The following is a 17,393-nucleotide window of genomic DNA, read 5'->3' as shown; positions in this document are numbered from 1 at the left end:
TCTCTGTCGTCGTGTCAGTCCTGCAGCTCGGAGGCGACGAACTCGCGCAGCCAGGAGCGGAACTCCGGGCCGAGGTCCTCGCGCTCGGAGGCCAGTCGGACGATAGCGCGCAGGTAGTCCGCGCGGTCGCCGGTGTCGTAGCGGCGGCCCTTGAAGAGCACACCGTGGACCTGGCCGCCGGCCTCCGGCTCGCGGGTGGTCAGCTCGCGCAGGGCGTCGGTGAGCTGGATCTCGCCGCCGCGGCCGGGCGGGGTCTCCCGCAGCACGTCGAAGACCAGCGGGTCGAGGACGTAGCGGCCGATGACGGCGTAGTTCGAGGGGGCCTCGTTCGTCTCGGGCTTCTCGACCAGGTCGGTCACCTGGAAGACGTCCTCGCCGAAGCCGTTCGCCTTGACGGCGGCGCAGCCGTAGAGGTGGATCTGGGAGGGGTCGACCTCCATGAGGGCGACGACCGAGCCGCCGAGCTCCTGCTGGACCTCGATCATGCGGGCGAGCAGCGGGTCGCGCGGGTCGATCAGGTCATCGCCGAGGAGGACGGCGAAGGGCTGGCCGGCCACGTGCTGCTCGGCGACCGAGACGGCGTGGCCGAGGCCCTTCGGGTCGCCCTGGCGGACGTAGTGCATGTTGGCCAGCTCGACGGATTCGCGGACCCGGCGCAGGCGGTCCTGGTCGCCCTTGCGGGCGAGCAGCTCCTCCAGCTCGTAGGCGCGGTCGAAGTGGTCCTCCAGGGCCCGCTTGTTACGGCCGGTGACCATCAGTATGTCGGACAGCCCCGCGGAGGAGGCCTCCTCGACGACGTACTGGATAGCCGGCTTGTCGACGACGGGCAGCATCTCCTTCGGAGTGGCCTTGGTTGCCGGGAGGAAGCGGGTGCCCAGTCCGGCCGCGGGTACCACGGCCTTGGTTACCGGGATTCGGGAGTTGGTCGTCGTCATGCGTTTACCTTACTCAGGCACGTTTTCGCCCGGCCGAGCGCGGTCGACGGCTAGGACAGCACGTCGCGGGGCCCGGCCACGGCGGCAGGCGTATGGGAATCGGCCGGCTGGGCGAGGGGGTCCCCGCCGGCACAGGGCGACAGACTACCCGGCTTTTCCGAACGGTCACGCTCGGCAGTCGCGTTGGGCCGGGCACCGGCGGCGGGCGGGGCGGGCGGCCGCGCCGCCGACCGGTCGCCGGGGCCCGGGCGGACCCGCCAGCAGTCGCCGCCGGCCGCCCGGGCCTCGGCGAGCGCGCGGTCGGCGGCGCGCAGCAGCACGGCGGCGTGGGTGCCGTCCTCGGGCAGCACGGCGACGCCGACGGCGGCGGTGAGGCCGTTGCCGTGGGCCGGGCGGGACTCGCGCGGGCCGGAGGACCAGTCGAGCAGCAGGTGTCGGCGGACCGACCAGACCAGGCGCTCGGCGACCTGCGCGGCGCCCTCGGCGCCGGTGTCCGGCAGCACCACCAGGAACTCCTCTCCGCTGTAGCGGCCGAGGGTGTCGGCACGGCGGATCTCCATCGCCAGCCGCTGGGCGAGGTCGCGCAGCACCGCGCCGGCGCGGCCGCGGCCGTGCTCGGCGACGACCGCGTCGAAGCCGCTGATCTCCAGCAGCAGCACGGCCAGCGGGCGCGGTCCTTCGGGCTGGTCGGTCCGCTCGGCGCGGCGGGCGCGCTCGATCTCGCGGTCCAGGGTGAGCTGCAGGTGGCGGTAGTTCCACACGCCGGTGAGCGGGTCGCAGGAGGCGGTGCGCTCCAGGTCGGCGCAGTGGGTCTCCAGTTCGGCGATCCGCTCGCGCAGCCGGCGCTGCCGGGCAGCGGCTTCGGCGCCGCACCGGCGCAACCGCAGCCCGAGCACGGTGGCGCCGGCCAGCGCGGGGGCGCCGAGTACGGCCAGGGCCTGGACCAGCAGCGGGGTGGACAATCGCGGCGGCCTTTCGCGTGTCAGGCTCTGCGCGTCGACGGCGCCGGTCGGCGGGACCGGTCGGCGGCACGGCTGGACGGCTGGACGGCTGGACGGCACAGAGTTGCGGAGGATCCGATGCACAACGAGAAGAGCGATCTGAGGACACGGCTGTTGACCCGGCGCCGCGCGCTCTCCGCCGAGGGCCGCGCGCAGGCCGCGCACGCGCTGGCCGGGCACGCCGGGGAGCTGGCGGCGCCGGGCGCCACCGTGGCCGCGTACGTGTCGGTGGGCGCCGAGCCCGGGACCAGGCCGCTGCTGGACGCGCTGCGGGCGCGCGGGGTGCGGGTGCTGCTGCCGGTGCTGCTGCCCGACAACGATCTGGACTGGGCCGCCTACCAGGGCCCGCAGGAGCTGGCCCCGGCCGGACGCGGGCTGCTGGAGCCGGTCGGCCCGCGGCTCGGCCCGGAGGCGGTCACGGAGGCCTCCGTGGTGCTGCTGCCGGGCCTGGCGGTGGACCGGCGGGGGCTGCGGCTGGGCCGCGGCGGCGGCAGCTACGACCGGGTGCTGGCCCGGCTGGGGCGGGCGGGCGCGCGGCCGGTGCTGGCGGTGCTGCTCTACGAGCACGAGCTGCTGGACGAGGTGCCGGCCGAGCCGCACGACCGCCCGGTGGACCTGGCGGTCACGCCCGCCGGGCTGCGAAGGCTGGGGTGAGACGGCGGCGGCCCCGCTCCGGGGAGGGAGCGGGGCCGCCGGGGTCGTGCGGGTCGTGCGGGGTCAGCCGTTGGTGAGCACCAGCTTGTGCTTGGTGGCCTTCTCGACCGCGTCCGGCGTGTAGGCCCAGGTCAGCAGCTTGCCCTTGAGCCAGAGGTCGGTCTGGTCGTTGTAGTTGTCGTGGAAGGCGTGGCCGGAGGCGCCGCCGACGTTGATCCACCGCGAGGAGTCGAGGTCGCTCAGGTCGATCACCATGCGCATCGACGGAATCCAGTCCACCTGGTAGCCGGCCGCCGCGTTCCAGCCGGCCGCGTCGACGGCCGCGGAGCCGCCGGAGAGCCGGTACGGGCCGCGGTTGAGCAGCCGGTGGACCACGCCGGAGGCGATCGAGGAGTCGTCGGTGCCGAGGGTCTGCTCGCGCAGGGTCAGCTTGTGCAGGCGGCCCCAGCTCCAGGTGGAGATGTCCTTGCTGAGCAGCGAGGTGAGGTCCTGCCGGGCGTCCTTCATCGCCTCCTTGAGCAGGTTGTCCAGGCCCTTCTGCTCCTTGTGCTGGGAGTCGATGTACGTCCACCAGGAGCTGTCCGGCTTGTCCAGCTGCTGCCGGACCACCTCGGTCCAGCGGTCGCCGCCGTCCGGCTGGGCCTTGCCCGGGTCGCGGGTGCCGCACTCGGTGACGATCTTGCTGGAGCTGTCCGGCCTGGTCGGGTCGTCCTGCTGGCGGACCAGCAGGCAGTTGCCCTTGGCCCGCAGGTCGGCCGGGAACTTCTGGCCGAAGGCCAGGCTGAGCAGCTGGCGCCAGACGCCGTTGTAGTAGGCGGCGGCGGCCGAGTCGGCGTCCTGGTGGTAGTTCCAGTCCTTCAGCAGGTCCTGGGCCTCGCGCACGTACGGGTCGTCGATCTGCTGCTTGAGCAGCAGCGGGACGAGCGTCTTGGCCATGATGCTGGTGTTGTCCAGCTGCATGGTCTGCATGTCGTCCGGCGAGATCTTGCCGTTGTTCTTGAGCAGGCCCTCGATCTGGTCGGTGATCTCCTTGGCCCGGGTGCCGTACTCCCAGTCCTTGGTGAGCGTGTACTTGTAGCTCGGGTCCACCACGGCCTGGTTGGCGGTGACGATGTAGCCCGCGGACGGGTCCAGGCTGTACGGCAGGGCGGTGAAGGGGATCGAGCCCTTCCACTGGTACGTGGAGTCCCAGCCCGGGGCCGGGTAGCTGCCGTCGCCCTTGCCGCGGACCGGGATGTCGCCGGGGGCCTGGTAGCCGATGTGCTTGGCGTCGGCGTAGACCAGGTTCTGCGCGGGGACGGCGAAGTCCTTGGCGGCGGCCCGGAACTCGTCCCAGTTACGGGCCCGGTCCAGCTCGAACACCGCGTCCATGGTCTTGCCGGGGTTCAGCGCCGTCCACTGCAGGGCGACGCCGTAGCCACCGGTGCCGCGGTCGGGGGCGGCGCTGCCGTTGGGGGCGTACTTGCCGACGTTCTGCTGCTCGGTGCTCTGGTCGGAGATGAGCGGGGCGCCGGTCTGGGTGGTGCGGACGGTGATCGTGCGGTCGTCGCCGCCGGCGACCTTGATGGTCTCCTTGCGGAGGTCGAACTTCACGTCCTTGCCGTCGACCTGGTAGGTGTCCGGGCCGGTGACCTTCTCCAGGTAGAGGTCGGTCACGTCGGCGCCGAGGTTGGTGAAGCCCCAGGCGACGTCCTTGTTGTGGCCGATGATCACGCCGGGCATGCCGGCGAAGCTGAAGCCGGAGACGTCGTACTGGCAGGCCGGCGAGCTGGTGCGGCAGTGCAGGCCCATCTGGTACCAGACCGAGGGCAGGCCGGGGCCGAGGTGCGGGTCGTTGGCCAGCAGCGGCTTGCCGGTGGTGGTGTGGGTGCCGGCCACGACCCAGGAGTTGGAGCCGATGCCCTGGCCGGGGCGGCCGAGCAGCTGCGGCATGCCGTCGATCCGGTCGGTGAGGCCCTGGAGCAGCGCCTTGGTGGTGGCCGCGCCCTGGGTGGTGGCGGTGCCGCCGCCGGACGGGGGCGAGCCGTCGGCGGGGCGGTAGTTGTCGCCGGCCACCGTGCCGGTCTTCACGATCGTGCCGTTGCGGGTGTACGGGTAGTCGGGGTACAGCTCGGCGATCTTGTCCGGGCCGAAGTCCTGGGCCAGCAGCGAGCGGTCGATCTCCTCCTGGAGGTTCCCGGAGAGGTTCCAGGCCATCGCCTTGAGCCAGGCCACCGAGTCGACCGGGCTCCACTGCTCGGGCTGGTAGTCGCCGTTGACGGCGCCGAGCAGGGCGTACTCCAGCGAGGCCTTCTCGCCGCCGGGGTGCTCGGCGAGCCAGGCGTTCACGCCGTCCGCGTAGGCCTGGAGGTTCTTCTTGGTGTCGGCCGACAGCTTGGTGTCGAACTCCTTCTGCGCCACCTGCCGCCAGCCCATGGTCCGGATGAAGGCGTCGGTGTCGACCTGGCCGTCGCCGAACATCTCGGACAGCCGGCCGGCGGTGATGTGCCGCCGGACGTCCATCTCCCAGAAGCGGTCCTGCGCCTGGACGTAGCCCTGGGCGCGGAAGAGGTCCTCGTTGGTGTCGGCGTAGAGCTGCGGGATGCCGTTGGCGTCCCGCTTGACGTCGACCGGCGCGCTCATGCCCGCCACCTTGACGGTGCCGTCGACCTCCGGGAAGGACGCGCGGACCGCGGTGACCCCGCGGTAGCCGCCGTAGCCGACGCCGGCCACCAGCAGCACGACCAGCACGATCACGATCAGACGGGCGCGCCGGAACTTCTTCGAGCGGGGCATCTGGGTCCTTGCGGTCCTGACTTCGGGGCGGGCGGGCGTGTCCAGGGCCGGGGGCCGTGACAGGGCACCACATTAGGCCGAGTCGGCCGAGCGGCGTGCACGGGGGACGCTCACCGTGGGATCGGAGGAGGTCAACGAGGAGGCCTGGAAGCGGCGGTTGGGGGCCCGGGGAGGAAAAGAAACTAAAGATATGGCAAAATGTTAGACTGAGTAACGATCCGCAACAGGAGCATTGACGCCTTCTTAACGGGTCGCACCCTCCAGCACCACCAGACACCCCGCCCGCCCCTGCCTGCACGAGGTGCCACTGCGTGAACATCGACCACCTGAACCAGCTCCTCCTCGAGTTCTCCGTGATCCTGCTGGTCGCGGTGGTCGCCGTGCGGATATCCACCCGCTCAGGGCTACCGAGCCTGCTGATCTACCTCGGGATCGGCGTCGCCCTGGGCCAGAACGGCATCGGAGTCTCCTTCAACAACGCCGAGCTGACCCAGGTGCTCGGCTACGCGGCGCTCGTGGTGATCCTCGCCGAGGGCGGCCTCAAGACCAGCTGGCGCGAGGTCAGACCCGTGATGCCGGCCGCCACCGTGCTCGCCACCGTCGGCGTCGGGGTCAGCGTGTTCGTCACCGCGGCCGGCGCGCACTGGCTGGTCGGCCTGGACTGGCGGACCTCGATGCTGCTCGGCGCGATCGTCTCCTCCACCGACGCCGCCGCCGTCTTCTCCGTCCTGCGCATGGTCCCGCTGCCGCACCGGCTCACCGGCCTGCTGGAGGCCGAGTCCGGCTTCAACGACGCGCCCGTGGTCATCCTGGTCGTCGCCTTCGCCACCACCGGCGAGCTGGACTCCTGGTACGTCCTGGTCGGCACGATCATCGCCGAGCTGGCGATCGGCGCGGCGGTCGGCTTCGCGGTCGGCAAGCTCGGCGCGTACGGGATCAAGCACGTCGCGCTGCCCTCCTCCGGCCTGTACCCGATCGCCGTGATGGCGCTGACCGTGCTCGCCTACGCGGGCGGCGCGCTGCTGCACGGCTCCGGCTTCCTCGCCGTCTACATCTGCGCGGTGATCCTCGGCAACGCCAAGCTGCCGCACGGCCCGGCCGTCCGGGGCTTCGCCGACGGCCTGGCCTGGATCGGGCAGATCGGCATGTTCGTGCTGCTCGGCCTGCTCTGCACGCCCGAGACCATGGGCTCCGCCGTGGTCCCCGCGCTGGTGATCGGCGGCGTGCTGGTCTTCCTGGCCCGGCCGCTGTCCGTGGTGCTGACGCTGACCCCGTTCAAGGTGCCGGGCCGGGAGCAGGCGCTGCTCAGCTGGGCCGGACTGCGCGGGGCGGTGCCCATCGTGCTGGCGACCATCCCGCTGGTGTCGGGCGCGCCGAAGGCCCAGGACGTCTTCAACATCGTCTTCATCCTGGTCGTCGTCTTCACCCTGCTCCAGGGACCGACCCTGCCCTGGGTGGCCAAGCAGCTGCGGATCGGCGAGGGCTCGATGGGCCAGGACCTCGACATCGAGTCCGCCCCGCTGGAGAAGCTGCACGGGCACCTGCTGTCGGTCACGCTCTCCCCCGGCTCCCGGATGTCCGGTGTGGAGGTCAGCGAGCTGCGGCTGCCCAAGGGGGCCGCCGTCACCCTGGTGGTGCGGGAGGGCAGCTCCTTCGTGCCGGACAAGGCGACGGTGCTGCGCGGCGGGGACGAGCTGCTGGTGGTCACCACCGACGAGGTCGGCGAGGCGGCCGAGCGGCGGCTGCGGGCCGTGGACAAGGGCGGCAAGCTCGCGGGGTGGCTGAACGGGCGGTGAGCCCGACGGGTGGGCGGCGGGTGGACCGGAAGGCCTCACCCGCTGTTCACCTTCGATGGGCAGGACAATGGTGGACGTGCCTTGTAGTCTGGGGATTCGCGCGACATCTACGCGCGTATATGTATGATGGTCAGATCACACCCAGCATCTGCCTGAAGCAGAGTTGGCGCGACCGTTCGGCGGCCGCGGTCCGGACCTCGGCCACCACGCCGGTCCGGCCCGGTATCTACCCCGGTCGACGCGCGAGAGGACGACTCTCGGCGCCGTCGGGGCCACCCCATGCCCTGCCGCGCTACCAGGCAGCAGGAAGGACCGACCGTGACGGCCCGCCGAACGGTCGACGACCCCGCGGACACCGCGACCCCGCGTGACACCACCAACGCCACCCCTGCCGACGGCACCGCCGATGCCGCCCCCGCCCCCGCGCGGGTCGGGTACGGCGCGCTGCTGCGCACGCCCGGCGCCTGGACGTTCCTGGCACCGGCGTTCCTCGCGCGGCTGCCGTACGCGATGCTCAGCATGGGCATCCTGCTGCTCGTCAAGGACACCCACGGCTCGTACGGCACCGCGAGCACCGTCGCGGCCGTCGCCGCCGTCGCCCAGGCCCTGATCGGCCCGCAGACCGGCCGGCTCGCCGACCGCTACGGCCAGACCGCCGTCCTCGTCCCGACCGTCGTGGTGCACGCCGCCTCGGTCGGCGCGCTGATCGCGCTGGCGCTCGGCCACGCACCGGCCTGGAGCCTGTTCCTGGCCGCCGTCCCGGCCGGCGCGAGCGTTCCGCAGATCGGCGCCATGGTCCGGGCCCGCTGGATCGCCGAGTTCACCGCGGACGGCGCGTCCGCCTCGTCCGCGGCCAAGGTGGGCACCGCGTTCGCCTTCGAGTCCGTGACGGACGAGTTCACCTTCGTGATCGGCCCGATCCTGGCCACCGCCGTCGCCACCACGGTCAGCCCGTCGGCCGGACTGATCGCCGAGGCCACGCTGACCCTCGTCGGCGGCCTGGCCTTCGCCGCCCAGCGGCGCACCGCGCCCGCCCGGGCGCTGCCCCAGCCCGGCGTGCGGCGCGCCTCCGCGCTCGCCTCGCCCGGGGTCCGGCTGCTGGCCGGGGCCTTCCTCGGGGTGGGCGCCGTGTTCGGCGGCATGCAGGTCTCGGTGAACGCCTTCGCCGACTCGGTCGGGCAGCACGGCGCCGCCGGCACCGTCTACGGGATCTTCGCCGGCGGCTCGATGGTGGCCGGCGTGCTGTACGGCGTGATCGCCTGGCGGCGGTCCGTGCAGCAGCGGATGATCATGAGCTACGCCCTGCTGGTGCTGGGCTGCTCGACGCTGTGGGCGATGCCCAACCTGATCGCGCTCGCCGCCGCCGGACTGGTCTGCGGCCTGGCCATCGCGCCGACCCTGATCAGCGGCTACACCCTGGTCGAGACGCTCGTCGCGGACGGCGCCAAGACCGAGGCGTTCACCTGGCTGACCGGCGCCATCGGCCTCGGCCTGGCGGTCGGCCAGATGATCGCCGGGCAGCTGATCGACGGCCACGGGCCGTCCAGCGGGTTCCTGGTGCCGGTGGCCGGCGCCGGCCTGGGCCTGATCGCGCTGGTGTCGCTGCGGCACCTGCTGACCGCACCGGGCGGGCCGGGCCAGGTGGTCGCGGCCGCACCGGAGCGCGGCGCCACGACGCGGCTGGTGGGCGCGACCAAGGGCTGAGCGGGCACGCGGCGGCGCACCGCGCGGAGCCGTGGGCGGCGCGCGAAGGAGGCGGCGCGGAGCCGTGGTGGAGGAGCGGGCGCGGCTCGGCCACGGCTCATCTCACATCGGAGTCGCTGGACTGATTCAGCGGAATGCCGCATCATTGACCATCGTTAGCACTCATCAGGCGAGAGTGCCAGGAGGAAGACAAGTGCCCACGTACCAGTACCAGTGCACCGAGTGCGGCAACGGCCTGGAGGCGGTGCAGAAGTTCACCGACGAGGCGCTGACCACGTGCCCCGACTGCCAGGGACGGCTCCGCAAGGTCTTCTCGGCCGTGGGCGTCGTGTTCAAGGGCTCGGGCTTCTACCGCACCGACAGCCGCTCGTCCTCCAGCAGCACGGTGGGCGCAGGCTCCTCCGGCAGCTCCTCGGCGTCGTCGTCCGGCTCGACCCCGGCGTCGTCCTCGACGTCGTCGACGTCCTCGTCCTCCGGTTCTTCGAGCTCTTCCAGCTCCTCCAGCCCGGCTCCGGCCGCGAGCTGACCTCGGCGCCGGACGCCCAGCGCATCGACAAGGCCCGCCATCCCGCGTTCTTCGCGGGGCGGCGGGCCTTCGTCGTCCCGGTTCGCTCTCACCGCTCGTCGCCCCGGTTCGTCATCCCGGTTCGTCATCCCGGTTCGTCATCCCGGGCGGGCCGGACACACTCGTGCGGGTGTACGAATTCATCCACAGGGCCCGAGTTGTCCACAGGCTGCGGATAAGGGCTTTCCGGGGCGGCGCGCGGCGCACATCGTGGGGGTCGCCGGAGAACGACCGGCCCGCACAGGAGCGGCCCCTCCACGACCTCGGTGGTGACCATGACGACCATGAGCCTCTGCGTACCGCTGCCCGCACCCGCCGTACCGCCCCGGCGGGAGGTGCCGCGCTTCCCGCCGATCCGGCGCGGGGCCAGCGGGTGGCACCGCTGGCGGCACGTCGTACGGCGCCGGGCCGGGGTGCCCGCGCTGGTGCTGCTCGCGGTGGCCGCGGCGCTCGCGGTCGGGCCCGCGCGGGCCGGGCTGCCGTCGCCGCCGGGCGGCCCGGTGGGCCGGACGGGTTGTCAATCCGGACCAGCGGAAGATCACCCGTAACCGGGCAACGACTTCGTCGTTCACGGCGGCATGAAAGGCTTCAAGGAATTCCTGCTGCGTGGAAACGTCGTCGAACTCGCCGTCGCCGTCGTCATCGGCGCGGCCTTCACCAACATCGTCAACGCCTTCGTCAAGGGCGTCATCAATCCGATCGTCGGCGTCTTCGGAACGAAGGACCTGGCGTCCTACAGCTCCTGCCTCAAGGGCCCCTGCGAGCTGAACGCCGCCGGCGAGGTCACGTCCGGGATCCTCATCCTGTGGGGATCGGTGCTCAGCGCCCTGCTGCAGTTCCTGATCACGGCGGCCGTCGTCTACTTCGTCCTGATCGTGCCCATGAACAGGCTGGCCGCCAGGCGGAAGAGCACCGCCGAGACGATGGCGGAGGCCGAGGCCAAGGAGGTCCAACTGCTCACTGAGATCCGCGACGCGCTGGTCACCCCGCAGCGCTGAGCACCGCTCCTCAGTCCCCGTGGTGCGGCGGGCGCTGGCTCAGGTACCAGTCCAGCCCCCGCCCACCGCTCTCCCCCGCCCCGGGGCGCTCACCCCAGCCGGTGTCGGTGTCGTCCGGGGACTGCTGGTCCAGCGGGTCCCGGAAGACCAGCCGGGCCTTCGGCACCGCCGGCCGCTCCCCCCGCCCCTGCGGCTCACCCTGTCCCTGTCCCTGCCCCTGCCCCTGCCCCTGCTCCGGCTCCCGCGCCGGCCCCTGCTCGCTCACCCTGCTCACTTCCGCTTCTCCGCTTCCCGTCGACTGCCGTCCGATCGCCCTGTCCCTCCAGCCTAAGAGCCCCGTGGCACACCCCGGGCCCTGGTGCGGAGTGCTCCGCACCAGGGCCCGGGGCGGGATGGAGCCGCAGGCAGTTGGCTCGGGTTCTCAGGCGGCCTCGAAGCCCGCGTGGTCGGCGATCTTCTTCAGCTCGGCCAGCGCGTGCTTCTCGATCTGGCGGATCCGCTCGCGGGTGAGGCCGTGCTGCTTGCCCACCTCGGTGAGGGTGCGCTCGCGGCCGTCCTCCATCCCGTAGCGGGAGCGGATGATCGAGGCCGTGCGGTCGTCCAGCCGCCCGATCAGGCCGTCCAGCTCCTCGCGGCGGAGCATGACCATCACGGCGTCCTCGGGGGACGTCGCCCCGGTGTCCTCGACCAGGTCGCCGAACTGGGTCTCGCCCTCGTCGTCGACCGCCATGTTGAGGCTGACCGGGTCGCGGGCCCAGTCCAGCACGTCCTTGATCCGGGCCTCGGTGGTGTCCAGCTCGGCCGCGATCTCGGCCGGCTCGGCCTCGCGGCCCAGTTCCTTGGACTTCTCCCGCTGCACCCGCCGGATCCGCCCCAGCTCCTCGACCAGGTGCACGGGCAGCCGGATGGTGCGGGACTGGTCGGCGATCGACCGGGTGATCGCCTGCCGGATCCACCAGGTGGCGTAGGTGGAGAACTTGAAGCCCTTGGCGTAGTCGAACTTCTCGACGGCGCGCACCAGGCCGGCGTTGCCCTCCTGGATGAGGTCCAGCAGGGGAAGGCCGCTGCGCGGGTACCGGCGGGCGACCGCCACCACGAGCCGGAGGTTGGAGCGGATGAAGACGTCCTTGGCGCGCTCGGCGTCCTCGGCTATCGCCTCCAGTTCCTCGCGCTTCACGCCGTCGGGGAACACGCCCTCCTCCAGCAGGTGCTGGGCGTACACGCCGGCCTCGATCCGCAGGGAGAGCTCGACCTCCTCGGCGGCATCGAGCAGGGGTGTCCTGGCGATCTCGTCGAGGTACATACCGACCAGGTCGCGGTCGGCCTCAAGGTTGGTCGGGCGGGCCGCGCGAGTCCGGTCGGCCCTGTCGCGAACGACGGCACGGGTGGCCATGCTTGCTCCCTTTGCTGGAATTGCCGAGGTCTGCCTGCCTGCCCCCCGAGAGGGCAAGAAGTGCGGGCCCCGCGGGGCTCACACGTAACGATCCAACGAACAGAATCCGGACAACATTCCCAAGTCACTCAGATTCTTCCCCGCGATGCAGTATCCTGCCGGTTTTCACCCCGGTTATGGACACCGGGTGACCGGTCGAGCACCTTCGGTACCGTATTCGCGACCGGTTCCGAACACTTCCGTCACGCCCCGCGCACGCGCCGGTCGCCCCGCCGGTCGCTCTACTGGGTGAAACCCGCGAACGGGCACGCGCGTTCCCGTGCGCCCCCGGCTTCCACCGGCGTCCACCCCCCGGCGCACGCAGGTTCTCCCCACAAACGATGCCGAATCGCTATCACCCGCGGCCCTGATCGCCCCGGGACACTGGGAAGGTGTCAGCCATGCACCTGACCAACAGCTCGAACGCCGTCACTGCGCGTCACCGCCGCCTCTTGCGGGATTCGGCGCTCGCGGTGGTCTGTGCCGCGCTGTTCGGCCTCCTGGCCGCCCTGGTGACCCGGCACTGGCATCCACTGGAACAGCTCGACCAGAGCTGGATCGGCGAACTGCACACCTTCGCCCGGCGGCACCGGATCTGGACCGCCTCGGTGCAGACGCTCTCCGACATCGGCGGCACCGTCACGATGCGCACCCTGCTCGGCATCGCGGCCGTCTGGCTGTGGCTGATCGGCGCCCGCGTCCTGGCCGGCTGGGTGGCCGCCCAGACCCTGGTCGGCTGGGGCGGCCAGTGGGCGCTGAAGCTGGCCGTCGGTCGCCAACGGCCCTCCTTCGCCGACCCGGTCTCGCACGCCGGCGGCCCGGCCTTCCCCTCCGGGCACGCCATGGCCTCGGCGATCACCTGCGCGGTGCTGGTCGGCCTGGTCTGGTACCGGGTCCGTCGACGCGGGCGGATCGCGGCCTGCGCGGTGGCGGCGGCGACGGTGCTGACCATCGGCTGGACCAGGATCGCCCTCGGGGTGCACTGGCCGAGCGACGTGGTCGCCGGCTGGCTGGCCGCCGGGTTCGTGCTGGGCGCCGTGACCGCCGTCGTCGAACTCTGGCGACCGGGCGCGCTCGCCCGCGACGTACGGCGGGTCAACTGGCGTACCCGGCCGAGGGTCCAGCGGATCACCGTGCCGTCGGTCCGGTCGTCGCGCGGCACCGACTCGCCGGGCGACGCCGCCACCGACCACCCGGACGAGGCCGTCCACTGAGGCCGTCCACGGAGACCGCCGGCATCCGCGTGCGGCCGTCCGGGGCCGCCAAGGACCGTCCGGGGCCGCCCGAAGCCGTCCGCTAGCGTGACGGCCATGTCTCCCGACCCGGTCCCCGCCGCCGCCGTCCGTCACCCCGAGCGCCCGCTGCGGATCGCCACCGTCCAGGCCCGGGCCGTGGCCGGTGACATCCCCGCCAACGCCGCCCAGGCCGCCGAGTTGATCCGCGAGGCCGCCGCGGCCGGTGCCCGCCTGGTGCTGTTCGCCGAGAAGTTCCTCTCCGGCTACGAACCCGAGCTGATCCGCGCCGACCCGCTCAAGTGCGCCGTCCAGCACGGTGATCCGCGCCTCGCGCCGATCACCGAGGCCTGCCGCGAGACCGGCACCGCCGCGATCGTCGGCGCCGCCGCGCAGGTGGGTGACGAACTGCGGGTCTCCGCCTTCGTCCTCGGCCCGGACGGCGGCCTCGTCACCCGCTACGACAAGCAGCACCTGTTCAGGACCGAACGCGACTACTACCGCCCCGGGGCGGCCGGTTGCACCCTGGAGCTGGACGGCTGGCGGCTCGGCCTCGGCGTCTGCTACGACTCGGGCTTCCCCGAGCACGCCCGCGCCGCCGCGCTCGACGGCTGCCACGCCTACCTGGTCGGCGCGCTGTTCAGCGTCGGCCACGGCCACCACGAGTCCCGCACCTGGTTCCCCGCCCGCGCGCTCGACAACACCCTCTACACGGTGCTCGCCAACCACATCGGCCACACCGGCGGTTGGCACACCTGCGGTGGCAGCGCGGTGTGGGCCCCGGACGGCCGACTGCTCGCCGAGGCGGGCGAGGACCGGCGCGAACTGGTGGTCGTCGACCTCGACCCGGCCGTCCTGCGCGCCGCCCGGGAGAGCGAGACCATGCTCGCCGACCTGGCCGCCGCCGACACCCGCCCGGCTGCCCCGCGCGCGCTCTTCGCCCTGGCCTGAACCGGGCCCGAACCGGGCCCGGACCGGGCCCGATCCCGCCCGATCCCGCCCGGCCACGCCCGGCCCCGGAAACGCCGCAGGCCCCCGCCCTGGTGGGCGGGGGCCTGCGGCCACGCGCGATGGTGCCCCAGGCAGGATTCGAACCTGCGACACCGGCTTTAGGAGAGCCGTGCTCTATCCCCTGAGCTACTGAGGCGAGGATCCGCCGGGGAGCGACTGCGTCCCGTGAGCGGATCCGGGGGCGGCCGGCCCGAGGGCAAGCCGCTACCGGCTCAGTGTAGCGGGTCGGGCGGCGCCCGGGCGGCGACTTCGCGATCTTGCCGACGGCGGGCCCGGGCACGCCGCCCCCAGGCCTCCGACGGGGCGTCGGGGCGGGCGGTGACGGCCGCCCACCGGGGCGGGGGCGGGGCTCAGCTGCGGGAGACGACCATCTGGGCGCTGCCGTCCGGCAGGCCGGCGACGGCGACCTTCTGCCCGCCGAAGGAGGTGCTCCACCAGCCCTGCCAACTGCCTGAGGCGTAGCGGGCGTTGTGGTAGACGACGCCGTCGTTGCCCACGGCGATCAGCTGGGCGTCGCCGTTCGGCATGCCGGTGATCGCGAAGCTCCCGGACTGGAAGCCCGCCGCGCCGCCGTATCCGTCGACCACGTTCCAGTTCTGCCAGGCGCCGCTCGCGTAGCGGGCGCTGTGGTAGATCTTCCCGTCGCTGCCGGTCGCCAGCAGCTGGGTGTCGCCGTTCGGCATGCCGGCGATCGAGACGTCCTTCGCCTGGAAGGTCGCGGCGCCGAGGCCCGCGACGCCGTTCCAGCCCTGCCAGGTGCCGTTCGCGGCAAGGACGTTGTGGTAGACGTTGCCGTCGTTGCCGGTGATCAGCACCTGCATGCTGCCGTCCGGCAGTCCTGCGGCCGCGATCTTCTGCGCGCTCCAGTCTCCGATCGGCAGCCAGCCCTGCCAGGAGCCCGAGGCGTAGCGGGCGTTGTGGTAGATCTTCCCGTCCTTGCCGATCGCCATCACCTGGGTGTCGCCGTTCGGCATGCCGGCGATCGCCTCGGCCCGGGCGGCGAACCGCGCCGATCCGGCGTAGCCGTCCAGCGGCGCCCAGCCCGTCCAGGATCCGTTCGGGTAGCGCGCCGTGTGGTACAGGTTGCCGTCGGCACCGGTGGCCAGCGTCTGGGTCGAGCCGTCCGGGGTCGCCGCGATGGCGTCCTGCGAGCCGTTGAAGAAGGCCGAGCCGGCGTAGCCGTCCAGCGGGCTGAAGGACGTCCAGTTGCCGTCCACCAGGCGCGTGGCGTGGAAGAGGTCGCCGGCCTTGCTCACCGGCGCGGTGGGCGACGGGTACGGGTTGGCGTGGTCGGTGCTCAGGCCGCCGTTGCACTTCACCGCCCAGGCTCCGGCGCCCTGGCCGGCCAGGATCCGCTCCGCGGTCAGGATCTGCTGCTGCTTGGTGGCCTGGTGGGGCATCGGCGCGTACTGGGTGCCGCCGTACGCCTCCCAGGTGCTCTTCGTGATCTGCAGGCCCCCGTAGTACGGCCAGCCGGCCTTGTAGTAGCTCCAGTCGCCGGTGCTCTCGCACTGCGCCACCCGGTCCCAGGTGGCCACCGAGGCCGCCTGGGCGGAGCCGGCGGCCACCGTGGACAGGCCGAGGGCGGCGAGGGCGGTGAACGTGAGGGCGGCGGCGCGGGGTCGGCGGGGCGCGCGGGACATCGTGACCTCTTCTCGGAGGGGCGGGACGGCTCGCGCGGGACGGAGCCGGGGGTGAGCGGCGCGACGGCAGGAGGGCGGCGGCGAGGGGGCCGGCCCACCGCGGCGGGGCAGCGGTGGGCCGGCGGGTGGAACCGGCGGGCGGGGACGGTCAGTTGTAGGTGCCGCCGATGGAGACGGCGTAGTGGTTGCCGCTCACGCCGTTCAGCTGGATCGGGGCCGCCGGGTCCCAGCTGCCGGAGCCGTCGCGGATGGTGTGCATGATCCGGTCGTCGTTGGTGATGAAGACGGCCTGGAACTCGCCGTCGATGTTGGCGGCGCCGACCCGGTTGGCGGTGAACGAGCCGATCACGGGGGCGAGCTCGGCGAACGGCTGCCACGTGCCGTTGCCGTAACGGGCGCCGTGGAACTGCTGGCCGTTGTTGTTCACCACGACGATCTGCGCGTCGGATCCGGTGCCGGCGACCGCCACGTCCTGGGCGGGGCCGACGTTCCCGGCGGCGTCGTAGACGTTGCCCCAGGCCGACCAGGAGCCGCTGACGGCGCGGATGGCGTGGTAGACCGTGCCGCCCGAGACCGTCACGACCTGGAGTTCGCCGTTGACGCTCGCGACCGAGGCGCTGGTCACGGCGCCGCCCGCCGGGGTGATGTCGCCGAAGTGCAGCCAGGTGCCGTTCGCGAGTCGGGCGGTGTGGAAGAGCCTGCCGTCGGCGACGGCGACGACGTGCAGGTCACCGCCGATCGAGACCGCGGAGATCTTGGTGACGTTGCCCAGCCTGTTGGTCTGCGGGCCGATGTCGGCGAAGCGGTCCCAGTTGCCGCTGGAGTGGCGGATGGTGTGGTAGATGTTCCCGTCGCCGCCGACGGCGAGCAGGTGGGTGTCGCCGTTGATGCCGGCGTCCGCGATGGACTGGACGCCGCCGATGTCGCCCGCGGCGCTCTCCACGTTCCCGAAGCCGGTCCAGCTCCCGTTGGAGGAGCGGGTGGTGTGGAAGACGTCGCCGCCGCCGTTCACCACGACCTGGGCACCCCAGCCCACGGGAGCCTGCTTCGGCGGCAGCGGGGTGCTGTCGACGGTCTTGTCGTAGCGGAAGGGCTTGAAGCCGCCGCTGATCAGGGAGCTGCGCGAGTAGTTGATCTTGCGGGCGGTCAGGCCCGGCCGCGGCTCCTCGTAGACCACGGCGGTGTTGTGGCTGCCGTCGGTCCAGCCGGCGAACAGCACGACGTGCGTGCTGATGTTGTCGATCATGTCGCCGGGCTGCAGGTCGTCGAGGCTGCCGAGCTGGGTGGAGATGTCGTCGAGGGTGGAGGTGACCCGGCTGGAGCCGAGGTGCCAGGCCATCGAGACCAGGCCGGAGCAGTCCTGCCGGTAGGAGCCGTTGCTGTCGCTGTGCCACAGGCTCTGGCTGTACGGCACCGCCTGGTCGACCCAGTTCTGGGCCCGAGCGATGATCTCGGAGCGGCTGATCGGGCCGTTGACGGACGAGGTTCCGACGGCCTGCGCCGGTGCGGTCAGCGAGACGGTGGAGACGACGGCGCCGAGCGCGAGGGCCCCGGCGAGGGCGACGTTGGCGAGCTTCGAACGGTTGGCGGACATGGCGGACCTCCGGACGTGGTGGACGGGATTGACGGGTGGGCCCGGCTTCGAGG

At 72.5% G+C, this 17,393-nt stretch carries 14 protein-coding genes and 1 tRNA gene; 7 read left to right on the top strand and 8 right to left on the bottom strand.

Annotated elements, in window-relative coordinates; all coding sequences use genetic code 11:
- Positions 1 to 14: 14 nt before the first annotated feature.
- Together galU and ABT015_RS07535 are read right to left on the bottom strand one after the other, a co-directional pair.
- Positions 15 to 935, bottom strand: a complete 921-nt coding sequence (gene galU / locus ABT015_RS07540) for a UTP--glucose-1-phosphate uridylyltransferase GalU (RefSeq protein WP_350877699.1) — start codon at positions 933 to 935, stop codon at positions 15 to 17.
- 50 nt (positions 936 to 985) lie between these two features.
- Entirely contained in the window at positions 986 to 1,897 is a 912-nt protein-coding gene (locus ABT015_RS07535; RefSeq protein ID WP_350877698.1) for a GGDEF domain-containing protein, read from the bottom strand.
- Between the two features lie 117 nt (positions 1,898 to 2,014).
- Here ABT015_RS07535 and ABT015_RS07530 point away from each other — a divergent pair, with 117 nt between their 5' ends.
- Positions 2,015 to 2,590, top strand: a complete 576-nt coding sequence (locus tag ABT015_RS07530) for a 5-formyltetrahydrofolate cyclo-ligase (protein WP_350877697.1) — start codon at positions 2,015 to 2,017, stop codon at positions 2,588 to 2,590.
- A gap of 63 nt (positions 2,591 to 2,653) precedes the next feature.
- Here the strand turns inward: ABT015_RS07530 and ABT015_RS07525 are convergent, their stop codons facing one another.
- A complete protein-coding gene (locus ABT015_RS07525; RefSeq protein ID WP_350877696.1) occupies positions 2,654 to 5,365 on the bottom strand; it encodes a penicillin acylase family protein in 2,712 nt (903 codons plus the stop codon).
- 311 nt (positions 5,366 to 5,676) lie between these two features.
- Here ABT015_RS07525 and ABT015_RS07520 point away from each other — a divergent pair, with 311 nt between their 5' ends.
- The 4 genes from ABT015_RS07520 to mscL all read left to right on the top strand — a co-directional run bounded on the left by ABT015_RS07520 (position 5,677) and on the right by mscL (position 10,428).
- Positions 5,677 to 7,161 (top strand): potassium/proton antiporter, encoded by a 1,485-nt coding sequence (locus ABT015_RS07520; RefSeq protein ID WP_350877694.1) that lies wholly within the window; start codon positions 5,677 to 5,679, stop codon positions 7,159 to 7,161.
- Between the two features lie 318 nt (positions 7,162 to 7,479).
- On the top strand, positions 7,480 to 8,865 hold the full coding sequence (locus ABT015_RS07515; protein ID WP_350877693.1) for an MFS transporter: 1,386 nt from the start codon (positions 7,480 to 7,482) through the stop codon (positions 8,863 to 8,865).
- Positions 8,866 to 9,058: 193 nt separating this feature from the next.
- Positions 9,059 to 9,391 (top strand): FmdB family zinc ribbon protein, encoded by a 333-nt coding sequence (locus ABT015_RS07510; protein WP_350877692.1) that lies wholly within the window; start codon positions 9,059 to 9,061, stop codon positions 9,389 to 9,391.
- 617 nt (positions 9,392 to 10,008) lie between these two features.
- Positions 10,009 to 10,428: a large conductance mechanosensitive channel protein MscL gene (mscL, locus tag ABT015_RS07505; RefSeq protein ID WP_350877691.1), complete on the top strand. Its 420-nt coding sequence runs from the start codon at positions 10,009 to 10,011 to the stop codon at positions 10,426 to 10,428.
- 10 nt (positions 10,429 to 10,438) lie between these two features.
- Here the strand turns inward: mscL and ABT015_RS07500 are convergent, their stop codons facing one another.
- Positions 10,439 to 10,702, bottom strand: a complete 264-nt coding sequence (locus ABT015_RS07500) for a hypothetical protein (protein WP_350877794.1) — start codon at positions 10,700 to 10,702, stop codon at positions 10,439 to 10,441.
- A 147-nt stretch (positions 10,703 to 10,849) separates the two neighbouring features.
- Entirely contained in the window at positions 10,850 to 11,821 is a 972-nt protein-coding gene (locus tag ABT015_RS07495) for a sigma-70 family RNA polymerase sigma factor (protein ID WP_350877689.1), read from the bottom strand.
- A 440-nt stretch (positions 11,822 to 12,261) separates the two neighbouring features.
- On the opposite strand from ABT015_RS07495, the gene ABT015_RS07490 reads away from it, so the two are divergent.
- Both ABT015_RS07490 and ABT015_RS07485 read left to right on the top strand, forming a co-directional pair.
- Entirely contained in the window at positions 12,262 to 13,074 is an 813-nt protein-coding gene (locus ABT015_RS07490; RefSeq protein ID WP_350877687.1) for a phosphatase PAP2 family protein, read from the top strand.
- A gap of 96 nt (positions 13,075 to 13,170) precedes the next feature.
- On the top strand, positions 13,171 to 14,043 hold the full coding sequence (locus ABT015_RS07485; RefSeq protein WP_350877685.1) for a carbon-nitrogen hydrolase family protein: 873 nt from the start codon (positions 13,171 to 13,173) through the stop codon (positions 14,041 to 14,043).
- A 120-nt stretch (positions 14,044 to 14,163) separates the two neighbouring features.
- Here ABT015_RS07485 and ABT015_RS07480 read toward each other — a convergent pair.
- The 3 genes from ABT015_RS07480 to ABT015_RS07470 form a co-directional block, all read right to left on the bottom strand.
- Positions 14,164 to 14,239: transfer RNA gene (locus ABT015_RS07480), tRNA-Arg, on the bottom strand.
- Positions 14,240 to 14,453: 214 nt separating this feature from the next.
- Positions 14,454 to 15,746 carry a transglycosylase family protein gene (locus ABT015_RS07475; RefSeq protein WP_350877683.1) on the bottom strand — a complete coding sequence of 431 codons (1,293 nt, stop codon included), beginning with the start codon at positions 15,744 to 15,746 and terminating at the stop codon, positions 14,454 to 14,456.
- 148 nt (positions 15,747 to 15,894) lie between these two features.
- Positions 15,895 to 17,340 carry a hypothetical protein gene (locus tag ABT015_RS07470; RefSeq protein WP_350877681.1) on the bottom strand — a complete coding sequence of 482 codons (1,446 nt, stop codon included), beginning with the start codon at positions 17,338 to 17,340 and terminating at the stop codon, positions 15,895 to 15,897.
- Positions 17,341 to 17,393 lie beyond the last annotated feature (53 nt).

Source organism: Kitasatospora sp. NPDC094016 (assembly GCF_040304045.1).
GTDB lineage: Bacteria > Actinomycetota > Actinomycetes > Streptomycetales > Streptomycetaceae > Kitasatospora.
The sequence above is the reverse complement of the archived record's forward strand: the minus strand, read 5'-3'. Positions and strand labels throughout refer to the sequence as shown.